Annotated in this window: 11 protein-coding genes; 1 reads left to right on the top strand and 10 read right to left on the bottom strand. The window is 41.1% G+C overall.

Annotated elements, in window-relative coordinates; translation table 11 throughout:
* Positions 1 to 8: 8 nt before the first annotated feature.
* The 10 genes from BQ7997_RS22225 to BQ7997_RS22175 all read right to left on the bottom strand — a co-directional run bounded on the left by BQ7997_RS22225 (position 9) and on the right by BQ7997_RS22175 (position 12,908).
* Complete coding sequence (locus tag BQ7997_RS22225; protein WP_073348092.1) at positions 9 to 1,043, bottom strand: acyltransferase family protein; 1,035 nt, start codon at positions 1,041 to 1,043, stop codon at positions 9 to 11.
* The gene (locus BQ7997_RS25005; protein ID WP_083589329.1) at positions 1,040 to 2,182 is read right to left on the bottom strand and encodes an FAD synthase family protein; all 1,143 of its coding nucleotides are present in this window, start codon (positions 2,180 to 2,182) and stop codon (positions 1,040 to 1,042) included. Before BQ7997_RS25005 ends, BQ7997_RS22225 begins: the two co-directional genes overlap by 4 nt.
* 6 nt (positions 2,183 to 2,188) lie before the next feature.
* Positions 2,189 to 3,190: a GNAT family N-acetyltransferase gene (locus BQ7997_RS22215; RefSeq protein ID WP_139260964.1), complete on the bottom strand. Its 1,002-nt coding sequence runs from the start codon at positions 3,188 to 3,190 to the stop codon at positions 2,189 to 2,191.
* Positions 3,191 to 3,737: 547 nt separating this feature from the next.
* A complete protein-coding gene (locus BQ7997_RS22205) occupies positions 3,738 to 6,152 on the bottom strand; it encodes a GumC family protein (RefSeq protein ID WP_073348089.1) in 2,415 nt (804 codons plus the stop codon).
* Between the two features lie 9 nt (positions 6,153 to 6,161).
* Positions 6,162 to 6,995, bottom strand: a complete 834-nt coding sequence (locus BQ7997_RS22200) for a polysaccharide biosynthesis/export family protein (RefSeq protein WP_073348088.1) — start codon at positions 6,993 to 6,995, stop codon at positions 6,162 to 6,164.
* Between the two features lie 16 nt (positions 6,996 to 7,011).
* Positions 7,012 to 8,940 (bottom strand): polysaccharide biosynthesis protein, encoded by a 1,929-nt coding sequence (locus tag BQ7997_RS22195; RefSeq protein WP_073348087.1) that lies wholly within the window; start codon positions 8,938 to 8,940, stop codon positions 7,012 to 7,014.
* A 52-nt stretch (positions 8,941 to 8,992) separates the two neighbouring features.
* Positions 8,993 to 9,565 (bottom strand): UpxY family transcription antiterminator, encoded by a 573-nt coding sequence (locus BQ7997_RS22190; protein WP_073348086.1) that lies wholly within the window; start codon positions 9,563 to 9,565, stop codon positions 8,993 to 8,995.
* A gap of 342 nt (positions 9,566 to 9,907) precedes the next feature.
* Complete coding sequence (locus BQ7997_RS22185) at positions 9,908 to 10,855, bottom strand: tyrosine-type DNA invertase cluster 3b (RefSeq protein WP_073348085.1); 948 nt, start codon at positions 10,853 to 10,855, stop codon at positions 9,908 to 9,910.
* 199 nt (positions 10,856 to 11,054) lie between these two features.
* Positions 11,055 to 12,233, bottom strand: a complete 1,179-nt coding sequence (locus BQ7997_RS22180; RefSeq protein WP_073348084.1) for a heparin lyase I family protein — start codon at positions 12,231 to 12,233, stop codon at positions 11,055 to 11,057.
* 123 nt (positions 12,234 to 12,356) lie between these two features.
* Positions 12,357 to 12,908: a DUF4738 domain-containing protein gene (locus BQ7997_RS22175; RefSeq protein ID WP_073348083.1), complete on the bottom strand. Its 552-nt coding sequence runs from the start codon at positions 12,906 to 12,908 to the stop codon at positions 12,357 to 12,359.
* 114 nt (positions 12,909 to 13,022) lie between these two features.
* On the opposite strand from BQ7997_RS22175, the gene BQ7997_RS22170 reads away from it, so the two are divergent.
* Entirely contained in the window at positions 13,023 to 16,544 is a 3,522-nt protein-coding gene (locus BQ7997_RS22170) for a two-component regulator propeller domain-containing protein (protein WP_073348082.1), read from the top strand.
* Positions 16,545 to 16,627 lie beyond the last annotated feature (83 nt).

Below are 16,627 nucleotides of genomic sequence, written 5' to 3'. Positions count from 1 at the left end.
AAGCGTAATTACTTCTTTAACGAGATATTAAAGTACTTATACAAAAAAGCTATACCTATAGTCACTACAAAGCAAACAATAACATATAAATAGCGGTAATTTGCTATAAAAGTTCCACCCGCTATAGTGGAGAATAAAATCATAGGTATGCGCTGGTATATATAGAGAGGAAATAGATGACAACCGCTCCATGCAAGAACTTTGCTTTTCAGCTTAAATTTGTAGGTAAATAAAACGACTAAAACACACATAAAGACAGCTGTAAGGTTCGATGCAACACTATAGTAATCCGGTGCGAAGTAGCAAATTAAGAAACCTATTGCTGACACAATAAATATTTTCCAATATTGTGTCATTAAAAGTTTATCTACTTTTTCTTTATTCCATGCAAATATAACACCAGCAGCATAGGCATATGCAGTATTATACCACCAGCTGCCTTCGCTAAACCAATACATAACGATTGTGTATAATAGTACAAGAATAACGATGCTATAAATCATTTTGTTTGTTATGCCACAGATTTTATATGCTATCCATGATACTGCATAGCATATTATTATGCAAAATATATACCAGTTACTATTGCCAATAGACTCCCACCCCGTAAATGACAAAAGCACTGTTTTAACGTCGTATTCCCTTCCTAATATGTAATTCAAAACAACAAAAAACAATACAGCTACATCAAAGTTTACTAATGTTGTTAGGCATCGATTCTTTAGGATGCCAGAGCCATACGAATGCCCCTTGTTTTTCAAAGCTAACGTAATGCCATAGCCCGAATAAAACAGGAATGGTGCTACAAGAAGCTGTCGCACATAATGGTTTGCCACAAAAAGTAAATTATCTGCAAAATTTAACCCCGGTAGCCTACCTACGTAAACACTAATATGACATATAAAAACAACCCATATACAAAGGCCTTTGATTATATTTGTTGTTTCTTTTGAAATATAATCATCATTGTAGATTACTTGGGCAGAGACAGGTCGTACTGCAAGCAAGAAAACAATAATTAATAAAATATATAGCGTTATCATCTATTATGCGTTTTTGTTTTTTCTAAAATTTTGATTTTCAGTTCAGACGAAGACACGCCTTCCGTTCTTCCAATAACAAGATGCTCTTTGGCATTATCTTCGCACCATTTTATTGCACGCTGAAAACCTGCATGAATCTGGTCGGGACCAGTAACAAAAACATCGAAGTCTATATTCTTAATCGACTCATCAACATCTTTATATACGACCACCTCATCAACATAACGAATGGAGCGCACCATCAAGCAGCGATCTTCTGTGGAATTGAGGAGCTTTGCATCTTTATATTTATTCACCCAGTCGCCATCTTGCACCGCTACGATAAGATAGTCACCCAAGCCTTTGGCTCTGCGGAATAGCTCTGCATGCCCCTTGTGAATGAGGTCATAAACTCCAACTGTTAGTATTTTCTTATGTTTACGATGTTGTATGTAGGTCAGTTCCACATTGTCAGGTAGAGGTTTATGATTTTGGTCACATAGTTGCTTAAAACGTTTGAAGTCTTTTTTGCGATGAGCTATCATCCATTTATAATAGATGCTAGTAGGTATAATGTCCTGCAATAGCTGAGATAAATGAGCAGCTACACGAACAAACTGGTTATTCTTATACTGTATAGGTACTACCCAGTCACCATATTGAAAAGTGAGATATTCGTCCAAATCAGAAGGTACGTTGAGTTGCATGCCTCTAAAATCCCACTTAGTAGTATTTTGAAGATATTTCTCAAAAATAAAGTCAGCCCCCCCCGTGTGTCGAACGTTTGAAGAAATTTTGCGAAGAATAAAAATGCGAATATACTGGCCCTCTTTGCGTAGATAATACATTCCTCTGCGCTCATATCTGCAGAGTTCAAAGCCATCAGCCACAATGTTCCACATCTCATCCTTCAAGCACTCCTCGTCCTCCTTCAGCACATATATGCAGATATTATTTGCCCAAGGCAGATAGCCATCGTTGCGCACAATGCCAATCAATGTACTAAAGGCTGGTCCCCAGTTAATTCCAATCTTATTCAGATGAACATATAATAAACGTAAACAACAGGTCATTTTTTCATTATCAATGCTTGCAGCGCTTATATTGAAGCGGCATTGCTTATAGGGCAACATACCCATTGTCGTCTTTAGAAAATTCATCTCTATCTATTGTTTTTTAACAATATCAAAATTGACGGTCTGATACTCTTCGCCACCCATCATATACTTGTATTGTTCAGTACCTCTGCTTAAATCCAAATTGCGAACTTTTGTTTTTTCAATCAGATACTTTATGCATTCATTTACCAATTGATTTCCTGGTGAATAATGATAAAAGTCCGTATTAATTGCCAATCGAGGTACTATAATCGTTGTTTTCTCGTAATTGATTAACCCCATCAAAACTGCAGCTATTTCATTACCATACTTCAATATAGCACAGAAAAGGTTATCATTATATCTTAAGCTAATAGAGTCATGCTTGAGATATTTATTTTTCATGTCCATCCATACACCTGACGCACCGTAAGCATCTTTCTGTCTCTTACAATATATATTGCTTACACCATTCCAAATAGCAGAAGTCATAGATAAATTATCAATGACTTCAAACGAATATTCTATGTTATCCGATTTTAATCTGTTATATGAGGTTCTTAAATTCTGTCTTACATGCTTCGTAAGCGCTTTATAATACTCGTCATAGTCATCCCCAAATTTTACATTTATAAGTATATCCCTTTGTGTCCCACCAATCTCATTTGCTCTGTTATATACTTCAAAGAAACGCGAGGTGCATAACAATCTGCCTACATGGATATACTTGCAATGATTTCGCAATAAACTAATACATTCTAAAATTTGGCTATCGTTAAGAGAATTCGAGTAAATAAAATCTGTTAAGCCACAACCTTGTATATCACCCAACATAAAATAATTGTTCCTCAACGTTTTAAGAAAAGGGGCAATCATAATTATTTTATTGCTGTCTGAAATAGAAACAAAGACTGGTACCAATCGTGTTTTGAATACATTTAGCCAGCGATCCCAGAATAAATTTTTGTTGTAATTAAAGTATTGAAAGGGAGTTAATGAGACATTTTCTTTGCTCAGCCTTTCCCAATCGTTTCTCAGTTTAAATATATTATAATAAACCTTCAGTTTCATATCTTCTTGGATAAACAATGCATTAAAGTTTTTTTAATTCATTTTTCTAAATTGTCAACTAGCAGTTTTTTGTTTATTTCTTCATGAAACTTGAGCGAAATATCTTTCGACTATTCCGCTGCTTGCCAAACATGCTTATTTCCTATAAAGGTTATGTCAATGTCTTCTAACAATTTACACATTTATATTTGCTTTTAATGCTAGAAACGACTCAGAAGCGAATATTGAACAGCCTTTATTTCCATTCATTATCTCACAGACTACATGTACAAAATAGTCCCTAACTTCAAGCTCATACATCTTTGCTGTTTCTATTACGATAAAATATGTAGCGGCTACGGATAATATAACGACCATCCATACAGCTATTTTACAACTTATCCAAACCATTAAACACATAACAAAAAGCATTATTCATCAAGTCACTAAAATGCAGATGTTTTCATTCTTTATCATCTTTCCGGCTCTAGCATGGAGAGGAGCAAGTATTTCTGCCACATCAAGCTTGTTGACCACCCCAAAATACTTTTTTAAAAATCTGCTAAGTTTATTTCTTCTCTTTATGTTCTCCATAGCCATAACCATAGCCATAACGTTTCCCAAAGCCATAATACTTGCCATATTTTCCATAACCATAGTAATAGCCATACTTCTTCTTTTGAAGGTCAAGTCCATTGATGGCAATACAGAGATTAGGCAGTTTGTTATTCTCGGTAAGTTCGTTGATCAAAGTAAACTCTGCTTTACGAGTGTAATCAGCACGGCATACATAAACGGATAAGTCCGCTACACGTCCTATGAGCAAAGTATCTGTCACCATACCTACAGGAGCAGTATCCAATATCACATAATCAAAATTCTCCTTCAAGATTTCAACAGCCTTTTCCAACCCGTCACGAGCCAACAACTCTGTTGGATTAGGTGGAACAGTTCCACCGGGAAGAATATATAAGTTCTTGTTTATATCAGAAGGCTGTACCAAATCCATCAGATTTATAGCAGGATTAGTCAGAAACTGGGTAATACCATGCTCTTTCTTAGGTATGTTGAAGACCTTGTTCAAGCCCGGTTTGCGGATATCAAGCCCTACTATCACAACCTTCTTCCCTAATAAGGAAAGACTGATAGCCAAATTGGCGGATATAAAGGACTTGCCTTCACCACTAATGGTAGAAGTCACCAGAATTACATTTCTACCATTTTCAAGCATAAACTGAAGATTGGTACGGACATTACGGAAAGTCTCGCTCATAAGATTATTCTGGTTCTCAAATACAGCAATAGAACCTGTCTTTTCATCTGCCAATGGAATATCACCGATAACAGGGAGTGAAGTCAACTTCTCAACATCTGCACGACCCTCTATCTTGAACTTGGTCAGACCAATCAGATAAATGATACCTACCGGAATACCTATTCCGAACATCAAAGCCGCCAAATAAATCGTCATCCACTTTGGGGAAATCGGAGCACCGTCCGCCTGTGCCTCGTCAATAATCTTGGCATTATTGGCTATAGCGGCCAGGACAATGGCATTCTCCTCACGCTTCTGAAGTAACATCAAATACAGGCCGGACTTGATTTCCTGTTGGCGAGCAATACTCACAAATTGTCTTTCCTGAGTGGGAGCGTCACTGATACGACGGGAATAACGGCCTGCTTCACGGGCCAAATCAACCCTAGTGATCTCAAGACCTTTCAGCGTCGCATCCAAGGTGGTTTGTATATTACCGCGCATCGCACTGATGCTGGCATTAAGATTTACAATAGCCGGGTTGCTTTCCGTTGATGTACGTAATAGACGGTTACGCTCGGACACCATTTCATTATACCGATCAATTGCACCCGCTACACCAGCATCCTGTAAACCGACATTCGAAGGCAACACCTCATATTCAGTACCCTGCAGATATCTTTGCAAATCTATGACAAGATTAATCTGTGTCTGGTTCTCCACACGCTTCTTCTCGTATTCGGCATTACCAGCCAAAGCTATCTGGGCTTCACTGCTCAAATCCGTGATACCCGCGCTACGCTTGAAATTTTCCAAATCGCGTTCCGTACTGCCCAATTCTTTTGAGATGATACCTATACGCTCGTCAATAAACTCAGCTGTTTTCTGAGCAACCTCATTCTTGTCATTATTGGCATTGATATTATACATCTCAAGCAGCTTGTCTATATAGTCTTTGCCACGTTGGGTATTGGAATTTTTAAGTGAAACGGTCACTACGGAAGTCGCCTTCGAAGTAGGAGTTATCAACAGAGAACCGGCGTATCCTTTCGCAACAGAAAAAGGTCTGTTAATATAAGCCGTGATATGACGTTCTTTCGTAACACTCTCCGAACGGATAGGTGACAAGGTATCGTTGTTCGCAAAAAAAGCAATTGTACCTTCATCGGTCGGGAGTACGGCAGGCAATTTCTCAAAACGTTTCCGATACTCCTTTTCTCCCACCTTAATCTGTACATCCATCACACCAGAAGGTTGCATGGACATATCCACCTCCATTGTCTGCGGAAGTTTATCCGCTTCCTGTGGAGTCAGGCTTACCAGAACTGGGGAAGTACGATACAGTTCCTTTTTAGGGAACCTGTCTCCGTCCATATAAGTTACAAATAATCCCAAAGAACTAACCACCTCCCTTGCCAATGTTCTGGAACTCAAAACCTCAATTTCATTCTCTATATTACTTGATGAAGAGACAAAGCCGTTCAGACCCATCTTTTCCAATTCTGAAGACATATTCGCACCACCTTTCTTCTCATCCTTGATCAGAACAGTGGCAGAAATATTATAAATTGGTGTTGTCAGACGTAAATATCCCCATGCGAAGGTAATACAGACTATTACCGAAACTACGAACCATGGCCAATGAATCAGATAACGGAAAAGGATTTCCTGAATATTGATCTGTTCCTGGGATTGTGCCCCCGTTCTTTCTTTTCTTTCCTCAACCATACGATGTTACTATCTGAAAATATTTACTAATAAACTTGCCAATGACACTAAAATAGAGGTGGCCGAAAACCAAAGGCTTGTACTGTTACTGATATCCGAATTACGGGCTTTCGCCTTGTTAGGGGTTACATATATTATATCATTTTGCTGCAACCAATAATAAGGGGAAATGAGAGTTTCAACCTTATTTAAATCCAGTGTTATTATTTGCTGCTTACCGCCAGCACTTTCACGGATTAGTTTTACATTGTCACGAATTCCATAAATAGTCATGTCACCTGCCATAGCCAAGGCTTCCAACAGATTTACTTTCTCATTACTGATAGTAAATGTGCCGGGACTGGCAACTTCACCCAATACGGATATTTTATAGTTGACCATACGGACAGTGACAATAGGAGTTTCTTTGATATAAGGTCTCAGTTTTTCCACTATCATTTGCTCTATCTCCTTTTTGGTCAGTCCTCCCACTTTCAATGTGCCCAATACAGGGAAATTGATACTACCTTCATTATCCACCAGATAAGTCTGTTGGGATGACTGGGAAGTACCCTGTGAGTTTCTGGCAGTCAAACCTACGGAACCGATCGCTCCGAGATTGAAAGGTACTGCCAGTTCAGGGTTCGTACATGATACCATGATAGTAAGCTGATCCTTAGGCATTATTCTGGCATCATACATAGTTTCGTGTAGGACAGATTGTCCCACCACTTCAGCATCTTGCAAATAGGGGACTTTCTTATAAGACTGGCAGGAAGCAAGCAGAAAGAGCACAAACAGACAGGAAAGTAATTCCCTAGTCTTTTTATGCATACTTACAGCAATGCAAAATGAATTGTTCATAATATATTCTAGTTTATTATTCTTTATCCAACACCTCGAACTTCGGAGAATTCTTTGACTTGAACTCTGGTACAACTTTCTTCATCAGTCTGACCGTATCCATGATCTTAACCGCACGGGATAGTTCTTCAAACTCTTCATAAGTATCAAGGATATCAGCATATTCATAACGACGTACTTTAGCTATCATAATTTTCTTGTTCTCGGTCGGAATCGTATTTTCCTTGTCACTCAAAACTTCTTCATAAAGTTTCTCACCAGGACGTAAACCGGTGAATTCAATCTTGATATCCTCTCCCGGACGATAACCAGCCAGTTCAATCATACGGGTAGCCAAGTCGACAATCTTCACAGCCTTACCCATTTCAAAGACAAAAATCTCATTGCCCTCTCCCATTGTGGCAGCTTCCATTACCAAACGGCAAGCCTCAGGAATGGTCATAAAGAAGCGGATGATATCAGGATGAGTTACAGTAACAGGCCCTCCATTCTCTATCTGTTCCTTAAAACGGGGGATAACCGAACCGTTACTGCCCAATACATTACCGAAACGGGTAGTGATAAACTTTGTATGACCTTTCACTTTTCCCTCACGGATGGCACATCCCAGACTCTGTACATATATCTCTGCCAGACGTTTGGAGCAACCCATCACATTGGTAGGATTAACTGCCTTATCGGTAGAGACCATGATCATTTTTTCAGCACCATATTCCACTGCCATATCAGCAACCTGACGGGAACCCGTGACATTGACCAGTACGGCTTCGCAAGGATTCTCTTCCATCAATGGGACATGTTTGTAAGCAGCGGCATGAAAAACGATTTGAGGATGGTAATTTTCAAATACCATACGTACGCGTTCTTTCACACGCACATCACCAATCACAGGAATAAAATCTATAGTAGGATAATTTTTTTCAAATTCAAGACGGACATTATGCAAAGGAGTCTCAGCAGAGTCAAACATGATGAGTTTCTGAATACCCATCTGTACCAACTGGCGGCAAAGTTCACTACCGATACTACCCGCCGCACCTGTCACCAGTACAATTTTCCCTCTGAACTCTTCGGCAACCTGACGAAGATTAATATTGATTTCAGCACGTCCCAGCAAATCTTCAATCTTAATAGGACGTATCCACTGGTGAAAGTTACCGTCAGAGTCAGCCTCACTGATAGTAGGCGCTATCAGAGTTTTAAGAGAATTGCTTTTACAATATTCCAGAAGACGGTTCTCCTCCAGGCGGGTATCTTCATAACGGGCAAACAAAATGCCACGAATTCCCCGTTTCCGCATTATATACTCAACATCTGATTCATTTTCAAAGTAATAAATGGGAAGATCCGTCAAGCGACGCCTGCTATTACCTTTACCAAAAGTATAAAAACCTACAACTTTATAATGTGCACTGTCGCGGAGACGAAATTTCAAGGCTACACTCTTTTCATCAATACCATAAATAAGAATGCGCGTATTCTTTTTATTCACCCAATCCAACAACAGGTCATAGACAATTATCAGTGATACACGGAAGACTGTCAGTGTCACCAAAGTTAATAAACCATCAAATAAAAGATAGGATATTCTATAATTGTCCGGCAATTCTGTCTCATAAATAACACAATAAGAAATAACCGCCAGACAGGTAATCTTGAACAAGACGGCACACATGACACGCCAAAGTTCACGTGCCTGGGAGAAACGAATCGTATTACGATATGTGTGAAATATCAGAGCTCCGGCAATACTTGACACAAAAGAAACGCAAACAAGTTTGCAAAGCATCCAGTCGGTCATTGGGACATGTGCCATATAATGAATGACGGCATAGGCTGCCAATGAACATAATACGGATATTGCCGTGTCAATACCTAAAATTACCCAATAGCTGAAATAGTTTTTACGGGCATATTGTACTATGCCCTTCAATGTCTTTTCCATTGTAGTATGAACGAATAAAATTGCGTATCAGAGATACAACCAGAAATTAAAATCAAGGCCTCACCGGCTCTACATAACCTACCGGCATGTCAGCACAGGCACATCCAAGCATATTAAGCCGGACAGCAATCTTGCTTCTACCGTCTACCGTAACAAGTTCACCCACAAGTCCCATTAAAGGGCCTTTGATAACGCGAACCTTCTCACCACGTGCCAAAGGAGCACTGTTCATACAAATTGCTTCTTCTGAATAATCAAGCATAAAACGGAAACGAGCCATCTGATCATCAGGAATCACAGTCGGACTGCTCTCACCACGCATTACCATGTACCGACTTACTGTAGAAAAGGAAAGAACCTCTTTGCGTTCTTTTGCATCGGCATGCACAAACACCATCATTGGAAGCAAGACTGATTCGACCATCTTACGGCGGTCACTCCACTGGTGAACCTCCTGTTGAACCGGAACAAAATTCTCAATCCCCATCTTAGACAAACGTTCCGAGACTTTCTTTTCGTGATGCATGCGAACCAAAGCTACATACCAGCGTTTAGAGTGTGCTACGCCTTCCCCTGTCCCATTACTAGGCCCAGCAATTACTGATTTTCTCTTTGTTAAAATCATGTTTTTTTACCCCATATTTGTCCGTTACTTCTTAGGTAACGGACTGAGCACACACAACAATGAAAAGGGAAATTATACACATAGACAGGGCACAAAAAAGGAAATTGCCTAATAATCAACGAGAAAGTTCTTGATTTTAGGCAATAAAAAGTTAGAGCATGAAAAATTTATTATTTCATGTTCGGATAGTTTTTTGCGCTTTGTTTCAGATAAAACTAAAAAAAGTGAAGAAATATTTGTGTGCTATCTATGTTTTTGTCTATCTTTGTCCCGAATTTAAATCCGTTACCTAAGAAGTAACGGGCGATTACTCTTACTGATTATTAACACATTACACTAAAATCACCGACCTACACAGTAGTTTCTTACGTAAGATAAATTCCCTTTATTTACTTCCGTACGTTCTTTAAGCCCGAAGCCTTTCAAATAGATTTGTGTGGTTTTTATAGATTTGTGCCCCAATGATTCACTAATCATTTCAATTGAAACTCCCCGGTATTTGGCAGTAGTAGCCCAGGAATGACGGAACGTGTAGGAAGAAACCGGAGATTTCAGACGCAATGCCCTTGCCAAATCTTTCAAGCTATTATTAAACCGACGGAGAGCGGACTGGTATTCCCGGTAAGCACGCTCATCTTTCCGTCTCTTATCACCACGGAGAATATCAAACAGATAATCCGGACAATCGGGCAGAGAGTCCTGCTTGTTCCGTAGTTGCTCAATCATTTCCCTTGCACTGTCCAACACTTCCACACTCATGGGAGTCTTGGTCTTGACACGGTTATAACGCAGCACATTGCTTTCCAAAGCCGATTTCTCCAGATGAGCCAAATCAGCGAACGACATTCCGCAAAACTGAAACATCAGGGTGGCAATGGCTTGCGTACGACGTAAACGCTCCGATTTCGGGTCTTCATACAAGAGCTTGTGAAGTTCGGCAGCAGGCAAGGCTTTTTTCTGACGGACGTCCACGCCCGTATAAACATCACCGAACAGTCGGGGCACATAAGGGGCATTCCCCGCTTCCACTCCCCGATTGTAAATGCTACGGAGCATACGCATATACGTAGAAATCGTATTGGGCTTCAAGCCACACTCGTAAAGATACTGCCCATAGCATCGTAAACGGCCACGGGTGATCTGCCTGAACGACATATTGGATATGCCGCAGAACTTGCTGAAAGAAAAAAGGGCATTCTTGTAAACATGCGCCGTGGAATGGCGCCCCTCCTCTCGCAAACGACCGATGTAGAGCTCTCCACACCGGCTAAATCCATTTTTACTCATCATTTACATCACTAGTTATTTTATACATATACCATATTGGCAGGCGGCAAAAGAACGAATCTTTTTGCATAACTGGAACGTATATGCCAAACGGCATATGATTATTGACATTTTTTAATATTACCAGATTCACATAAATAAAAATCCGGATGCCCACTGAAGAACATCCGGATATTACCCTCTCTTTACCTTTTTAACTAATTTACCTTTCCGAATAATTTGCCAGATTGTAACATACCGGCTTCGTGCTATTACCTACACGGTAAATACCGAATTTGAAATAGTAGCCGTCTTTGTCGTTACGTCCAATCAGGATTTTCTCATTGTCCACGATATGTTTACTAACCTTTTTTCCTTTGTCCTGATAGTCCATCTGCACATCGAGCATACCCGGCTTCACGATTGTTTCGGCTTCTTTTCCATAGACCGTCCAGTCGATATGGATACGGAATGTAATCCAGCAATCTTTCGGGAAGTCAGCGAAAGGCATTTTGTAAGCAATGGTGGATGCCTTATATTCAGATGTCACAGGTTTCATAATTTGCGCTTTCTCTACATTTGCGTTGCAACGGTCATCTTTGTCTGTCAGCCATTTACGGTCGGAGTTGGCTTTGATATAGAACCAGCCGCCGGAGAATCCGAATGCCAGTGGCGGGTATCCGCCCTGTTCAACCAACCATCCGTTGGCTTTACCGGCTACGTACACAGGATTGCCCTGTTTGTCTTTCACCGGATTACCTTGCTTGTCCAGTTTGACTTTTTTCTCGTGTCCTGCGTTTTTCTTGAAAATAGTAGTCTTTTCCAGTTCCATGAATTCGTCAACAGTCAGTGTCTTCACTTCCCCCTGCGGTGTCTGTACTAAAGTGCGGTCAGGCATTCCATGCCATTGGGCGAAAATTGTCGAAACATCACTGCCCAATGTAGAAGGGATATATACCGAAAACTCATAATCTCGGGAAGAACCTTGCGGGCAAGCTCCTTTACCATGATGATATACGGTTTTCATAATCTGTGCCTTCTTGTAGGTATCGGCAGGCTCGCCTTTGAAATCAGCGGAAGTTGCATAGCAATAGGAAAATTCCGCACGTCCTTTTGTTTCTCCTTTGGCGTATCCGGACAACGTGTTATCATCTTCTTTCAGTTCAAAACGATAAGAAGGCTTTCCATTGAACATACGGGTGAAGTCGCGTTGAATGGCATGCGGTTTTTTAGAACCGACTGCAACCCAACAACCGTCTATTATCTGATCGACGCGTGCCGAATCTCCCTGTACGTTTACACGTTCGGTAAGCGGAACCAGTGTTTGTGTATTTTTGGTCTGGGCGGTCATTGCCGTACATCCTGCCGCTACCACACAGATAGCTAAAATGTTTTTCTTCATTCTATTTGGTATTAAGTTTGTTGACGGTGCAAAAATACGAAAGGCAACCTCTTCGGCTGCCTTTCTTTTGTCTCAAATGTTTTCACATTTGTGTAATTCTACCGTTAATAGCCACTCACAGGCTTAATTGGACGGTTCGTCATCATATTCTTCTTCGAGCATATCGACTTTTTGGATGCTCATCTTTCCATCAGCAGTGATGGTGATGGAAAGCGGCATATACAGGTCTGTCTGCGGATAACATACGCTTGCGGCATACACCATTCCCTGCGGAGTGGTCTTATCATATACAATTCCTTCCAGGACGGAATTCGACAGGAACCTGGCATCTACTACGGATGAAAAATCATTCTTGGTGAATGTCTTATCAAATACCTTTTCGTTGCCACGTGTCAGTTGCAACACAATTTTATTGTCGACATAGGTATCTCCCATTTCATTGGTGACATGGGGCAGGCTTTCGTCCGGTGTGCGCGAAACCATGGAATGGTAGTCTTTTCCTTTAAACTTAAAATCCGTTTCGCTTTTGGAAGTCTGCATACGTTGCAGCCCGTGAGCATCCACACTGTCCATCGTCGCCAATATCGATTCATTATTTGAAGTTCCTTTTTTACCGCCACAGGCAGTCATAGCCACTGCCAATGGCAACAAAAGCAAATAAATTAGTTTTCTCATACGTAAGTTTTCTGTTTATAAATAGGTAACAAAGGAACAAAAAGAGCGGGATATTTACAAGTGTAACCGACATTTTTCCTACATTTGCGGAATAAATCCTGCAAACCTGATACCATGTACCGACGAATTAGAGCAATTCTTTTACTCATTTATATTGGCTGTATCCATTGTGGTGCATATGGGCAAAAAGTGAATTATCAGCAATTCGATAATATTTATCTTGGCGCCGAGGCTTCGGTTATCAGTTGTTTTCTGCAAGATAGCGAGGGACTGATATGGATCGGTTCAAACAAAGGGTTATTCAGTTACGACGGTTATTCCACCCAACAGCATTTCACGTACGGCGAACGTAATAACACACGTATTTACTGTGGTATTATCGCAGACAATACGCATCTGTACCTGGGAACGGATAACGGAATACTTGTTTACAACTACCGTACGGACAAATACGAACAGCCGGAGACGGATTTTCCCACCGACGTCCGCACGATGGCGCTTCAGGGGGATACGTTATGGATAGGTTCATTGAACGGGCTCTATACGTATCAACTAAAAGACAGCAAACTGACCCGTTTTGACAGCAAGCATAGCGGTTTGCCCCATAATACAATCTATTCCATCATCCATACGAAAGAGAATCAGATTTATGTGGGTACTTATAATGGTTTATGCCGTTACCTGCCGGAAAGTGGGGAATTTGAGAGTATTTTCCTGCCTGTCAACCGGGGGATAAGTAATCTGTTTGTCAACTCCTTACTGGAAGATACCACCCGGCAGTGCATTTGGATCGGCATGGAAGGTTATCTCTTCCAATACATTCCTGCGACAGGAAAAATGAATGCGATAGAAGTTTTCCATAATAACTCCATCAAATCACTGGCATTGGACGGTGACGGGAATTTATTGGCAGGTACGGATAACGGGCTTTATGTATATCAGAATAATAAAGAGCCTTTACAGCACATCATCCATGATTCACGCAATATCCAGTCATTGACAAACAATATTATCTGGAATATTTTTTCCGATCAGGAACATAATATTTGGCTGGGAACCGACTATGGAATTTCCTTGTCACGCTATAACAGCGCCCTGCAATTCGTTCCTATTTCCCGGATTACGGGGACGGGAGACGGGAATCAATTCTACTCATTGTTCCGGGATTCAAAGGGATTTTACTGGTTTGGCGGTACGAACGGGCTGCTCCGTTTTATTCATCCCACCGGGAGCAGGCATGAAGCCGCCTGGTACAGGATGGGAGATAAAACGTATCCTTTGTCCCATAATCGCGTCCGTCACATTTACGAAGATAAAGAACAGCAATTATGGATAGCTACGGATGGCAGTATCAACCGTTATGACTATGCCACACAGCAGTTTGTACACTATAATATTATTGACAGCACGGGGACTTACAATACAAACTGGGCTTATTATCTCTTCGAAGATGATTCCGGACATCTATGGATTGCCACCTGTTTAGGCGGAATCTTTGTAGTAGACAAGCATAAATTAATGCAATCTAACAGCGAACAATATGTAGCCGGACAGAACTACTCCGTTCACAACGGATTATCGGGTATGTTTATCAATCAGATTATGCCTGATAAAGAAGGGAATGTATGGGTATTGCTATACAACAGTAAAGGATTGGACAAAATCAACCCGCACACACAGCAGGTCACCAAGCTTTTTGCCGACGAGTTGAGTGGTGAAAAGAGTCCGAATTATCTGTTATGTGACGCAGACGGTATGCTGTGGGTAGGATTTCACGGGGGAGTGATGCGCATTAATCCCAAAGATTCCAGTCACCAAAGCATTTCTTTCGGAAGTTTCAATAATAACGAAATTCTGTCCATGACATCGGTGAAAGACCACATTTGGGTTTCCACCACGAACGGGCTTTGGATTATCGACCGGCAAACGATGGATGCACGTCAGCAAAATATGACGGACAAGCGTTTCACCAGTTTGCTGTTTGATTCGAAAGACGGGAATATCTATTTGGGCGGCGCTGACGGTTTTGCCATATCCCGCCCAGAGATACAAGGTTTGAATCATCCTGAGCATCCTATCTTTCTGACGGCTCTGTACATCAACAACCAGTTGATGAATCCGCGTACTACGGATATTCCCAATATCCGCTATACCAATGCCATCGAATTGAAATACGACCAGAATAATCTGGCTTTCGAATTGTCCGATCTCCCCTATTCCCTCGAAGAAAAGAATAAGTTCGTTTACCGCCTGGAAGGTATGGATAAGGAATGGAACTTTCTGAAATCCAATACGAACCGTATTACTTACAGCAACTTGAGTTATGGGGATTATCAGCTATTTATCAGCAAAGTGGAAAAGAACGGAAATCCTTCCGAACATCCTTACATATTGGATATAAAGATTCTGCCACCGTGGTATTATACGCTTTGGGCGAAAATGCTCTATGGTCTTTTACTTCTGAGCCTTATTGCCTGGACTATCAACTTTTTCCGGGTTAAAAACCGGTTGAAGATGGAGCGCTTGGAGAAGGAAAAGATTTTAGAACAATCACGTCAGAAAATGGCATTCTTTACCAATCTGTCCAACGAGTTGAAGACACCTCTCAGCCGGATTATCGCTCCTGTCAGCCAATTATTGCCTGCCACGGAAGCCGCACACGAAAAGCAGACACTGGAAGAGGTACAGCGCAATGCCATGAAGATAAATTCATTGATTCATCAAGTGCTTAACTTCAACCGGATAGAGGATAATGCAGATTCACTGCTTATTCTGTCACGCATCGAGCTGGTATCTTTCAGCCGCAGCCTGTTCTCCGTTTATGAGGAAAATCCCCGTCTCACTTTTCATTTCGAAGCGAACAAAGCCAAGATTTACGCGGATATGGATGCCATCAAATTGGGTGTGATACTGGATAATCTACTCTCAAATGCTGTGAAGTTTACCCCGGATGGCGGAAGTGTGCGGCTTTCCCTTTTCTATTCGCAGGAAACCGGACAACTGGATATCTGCGTATCGGATACCGGAACCGGAATTCCGCAGCAGGATATTCCATATATCTTTCAGCGTTTTTACCAGTCCCCCCGTTCGGGACATAAGGCGGGTACGGGCATCGGGCTTTATCTGGTGAAAACGTATACGGAACTGCATGGCGGACATATCAACGGAGTCACTTCCGAAGAAAATCAAGGGACAAGTGTAGGATTGAGCATTCCTGTCACTGCCATCGAAGAGGAAGAAATGCCGGCTAGCCAGACGAAGAAATCACTGGAAACATTGCCTGTACTCAAACCTATCGAGGCAGAATCACAGGATGAGAAATTCCTGTCGAATATTATCCGTCTGATTGAAGATCATCTCTCCGATGCAGACCTGAACGTTAATGCCTTGTGCGAATTGTCCGGTTTCAGCAACAAACAGATTTACCGGAAGATTAAACAACTGACCGGAATGTCTCCGGTGGAATATATCAAATCCATCCGGATGAAAAAAGCGGCGATGTTGCTGCAACAAAAAAAATTCACCATTGCTGAAGTGATGTATATGGTAGGTTTTTCCAATCACTCTTATTTCTCCAAATGTTTCCAGTCAGAGTTCGGAAAAACACCCCGCCAATATCTAAATGAGGAGTCGTAGGGGCATTCTGACGCGTTTCGTCCTATTTTTATCCTTATATGTCCAATCTGTGCTTTCAGTGGATTTGCCAATAATTTACCTTT

This window comes from Bacteroides congonensis, from assembly GCF_900130125.1.
In the GTDB taxonomy this organism is placed as follows: domain Bacteria; phylum Bacteroidota; class Bacteroidia; order Bacteroidales; family Bacteroidaceae; genus Bacteroides; species Bacteroides congonensis.
Note: the sequence above shows the minus strand (reverse complement) of the source record. Positions and strands in the feature narration are given on the sequence as shown.

Excerpts from the sequence above, each read along its gene's own strand:
- BQ7997_RS22225 (WP_073348092.1), bottom strand. The coding sequence starts at position 1,043 with ATGATAACGCTATATATTTTATTAATTATTGTTTTCTTGCTTGCAGTA.
- BQ7997_RS25005 (WP_083589329.1), bottom strand. The coding sequence starts at position 2,182 with ATGAATTTTCTAAAGACGACAATGGGTATGTTGCCCTATAAGCAATGC.
- BQ7997_RS22215 (WP_139260964.1), bottom strand. The coding sequence starts at position 3,190 with ATGAAACTGAAGGTTTATTATAATATATTTAAACTGAGAAACGATTGG.
- BQ7997_RS22205 (WP_073348089.1), bottom strand. The coding sequence starts at position 6,152 with ATGGTTGAGGAAAGAAAAGAAAGAACGGGGGCACAATCCCAGGAACAG.
- BQ7997_RS22200 (WP_073348088.1), bottom strand. The coding sequence starts at position 6,995 with ATGAACAATTCATTTTGCATTGCTGTAAGTATGCATAAAAAGACTAGG.
- BQ7997_RS22195 (WP_073348087.1), bottom strand. The coding sequence starts at position 8,940 with ATGGAAAAGACATTGAAGGGCATAGTACAATATGCCCGTAAAAACTAT.
- BQ7997_RS22190 (WP_073348086.1), bottom strand. The coding sequence starts at position 9,565 with ATGATTTTAACAAAGAGAAAATCAGTAATTGCTGGGCCTAGTAATGGG.
- BQ7997_RS22185 (WP_073348085.1), bottom strand. The coding sequence starts at position 10,855 with ATGATGAGTAAAAATGGATTTAGCCGGTGTGGAGAGCTCTACATCGGT.
- BQ7997_RS22180 (WP_073348084.1), bottom strand. The coding sequence starts at position 12,233 with ATGAAGAAAAACATTTTAGCTATCTGTGTGGTAGCGGCAGGATGTACG.
- BQ7997_RS22175 (WP_073348083.1), bottom strand. The coding sequence starts at position 12,908 with ATGAGAAAACTAATTTATTTGCTTTTGTTGCCATTGGCAGTGGCTATG.
- BQ7997_RS22170 (WP_073348082.1), top strand. The coding sequence starts at position 13,023 with ATGTACCGACGAATTAGAGCAATTCTTTTACTCATTTATATTGGCTGT.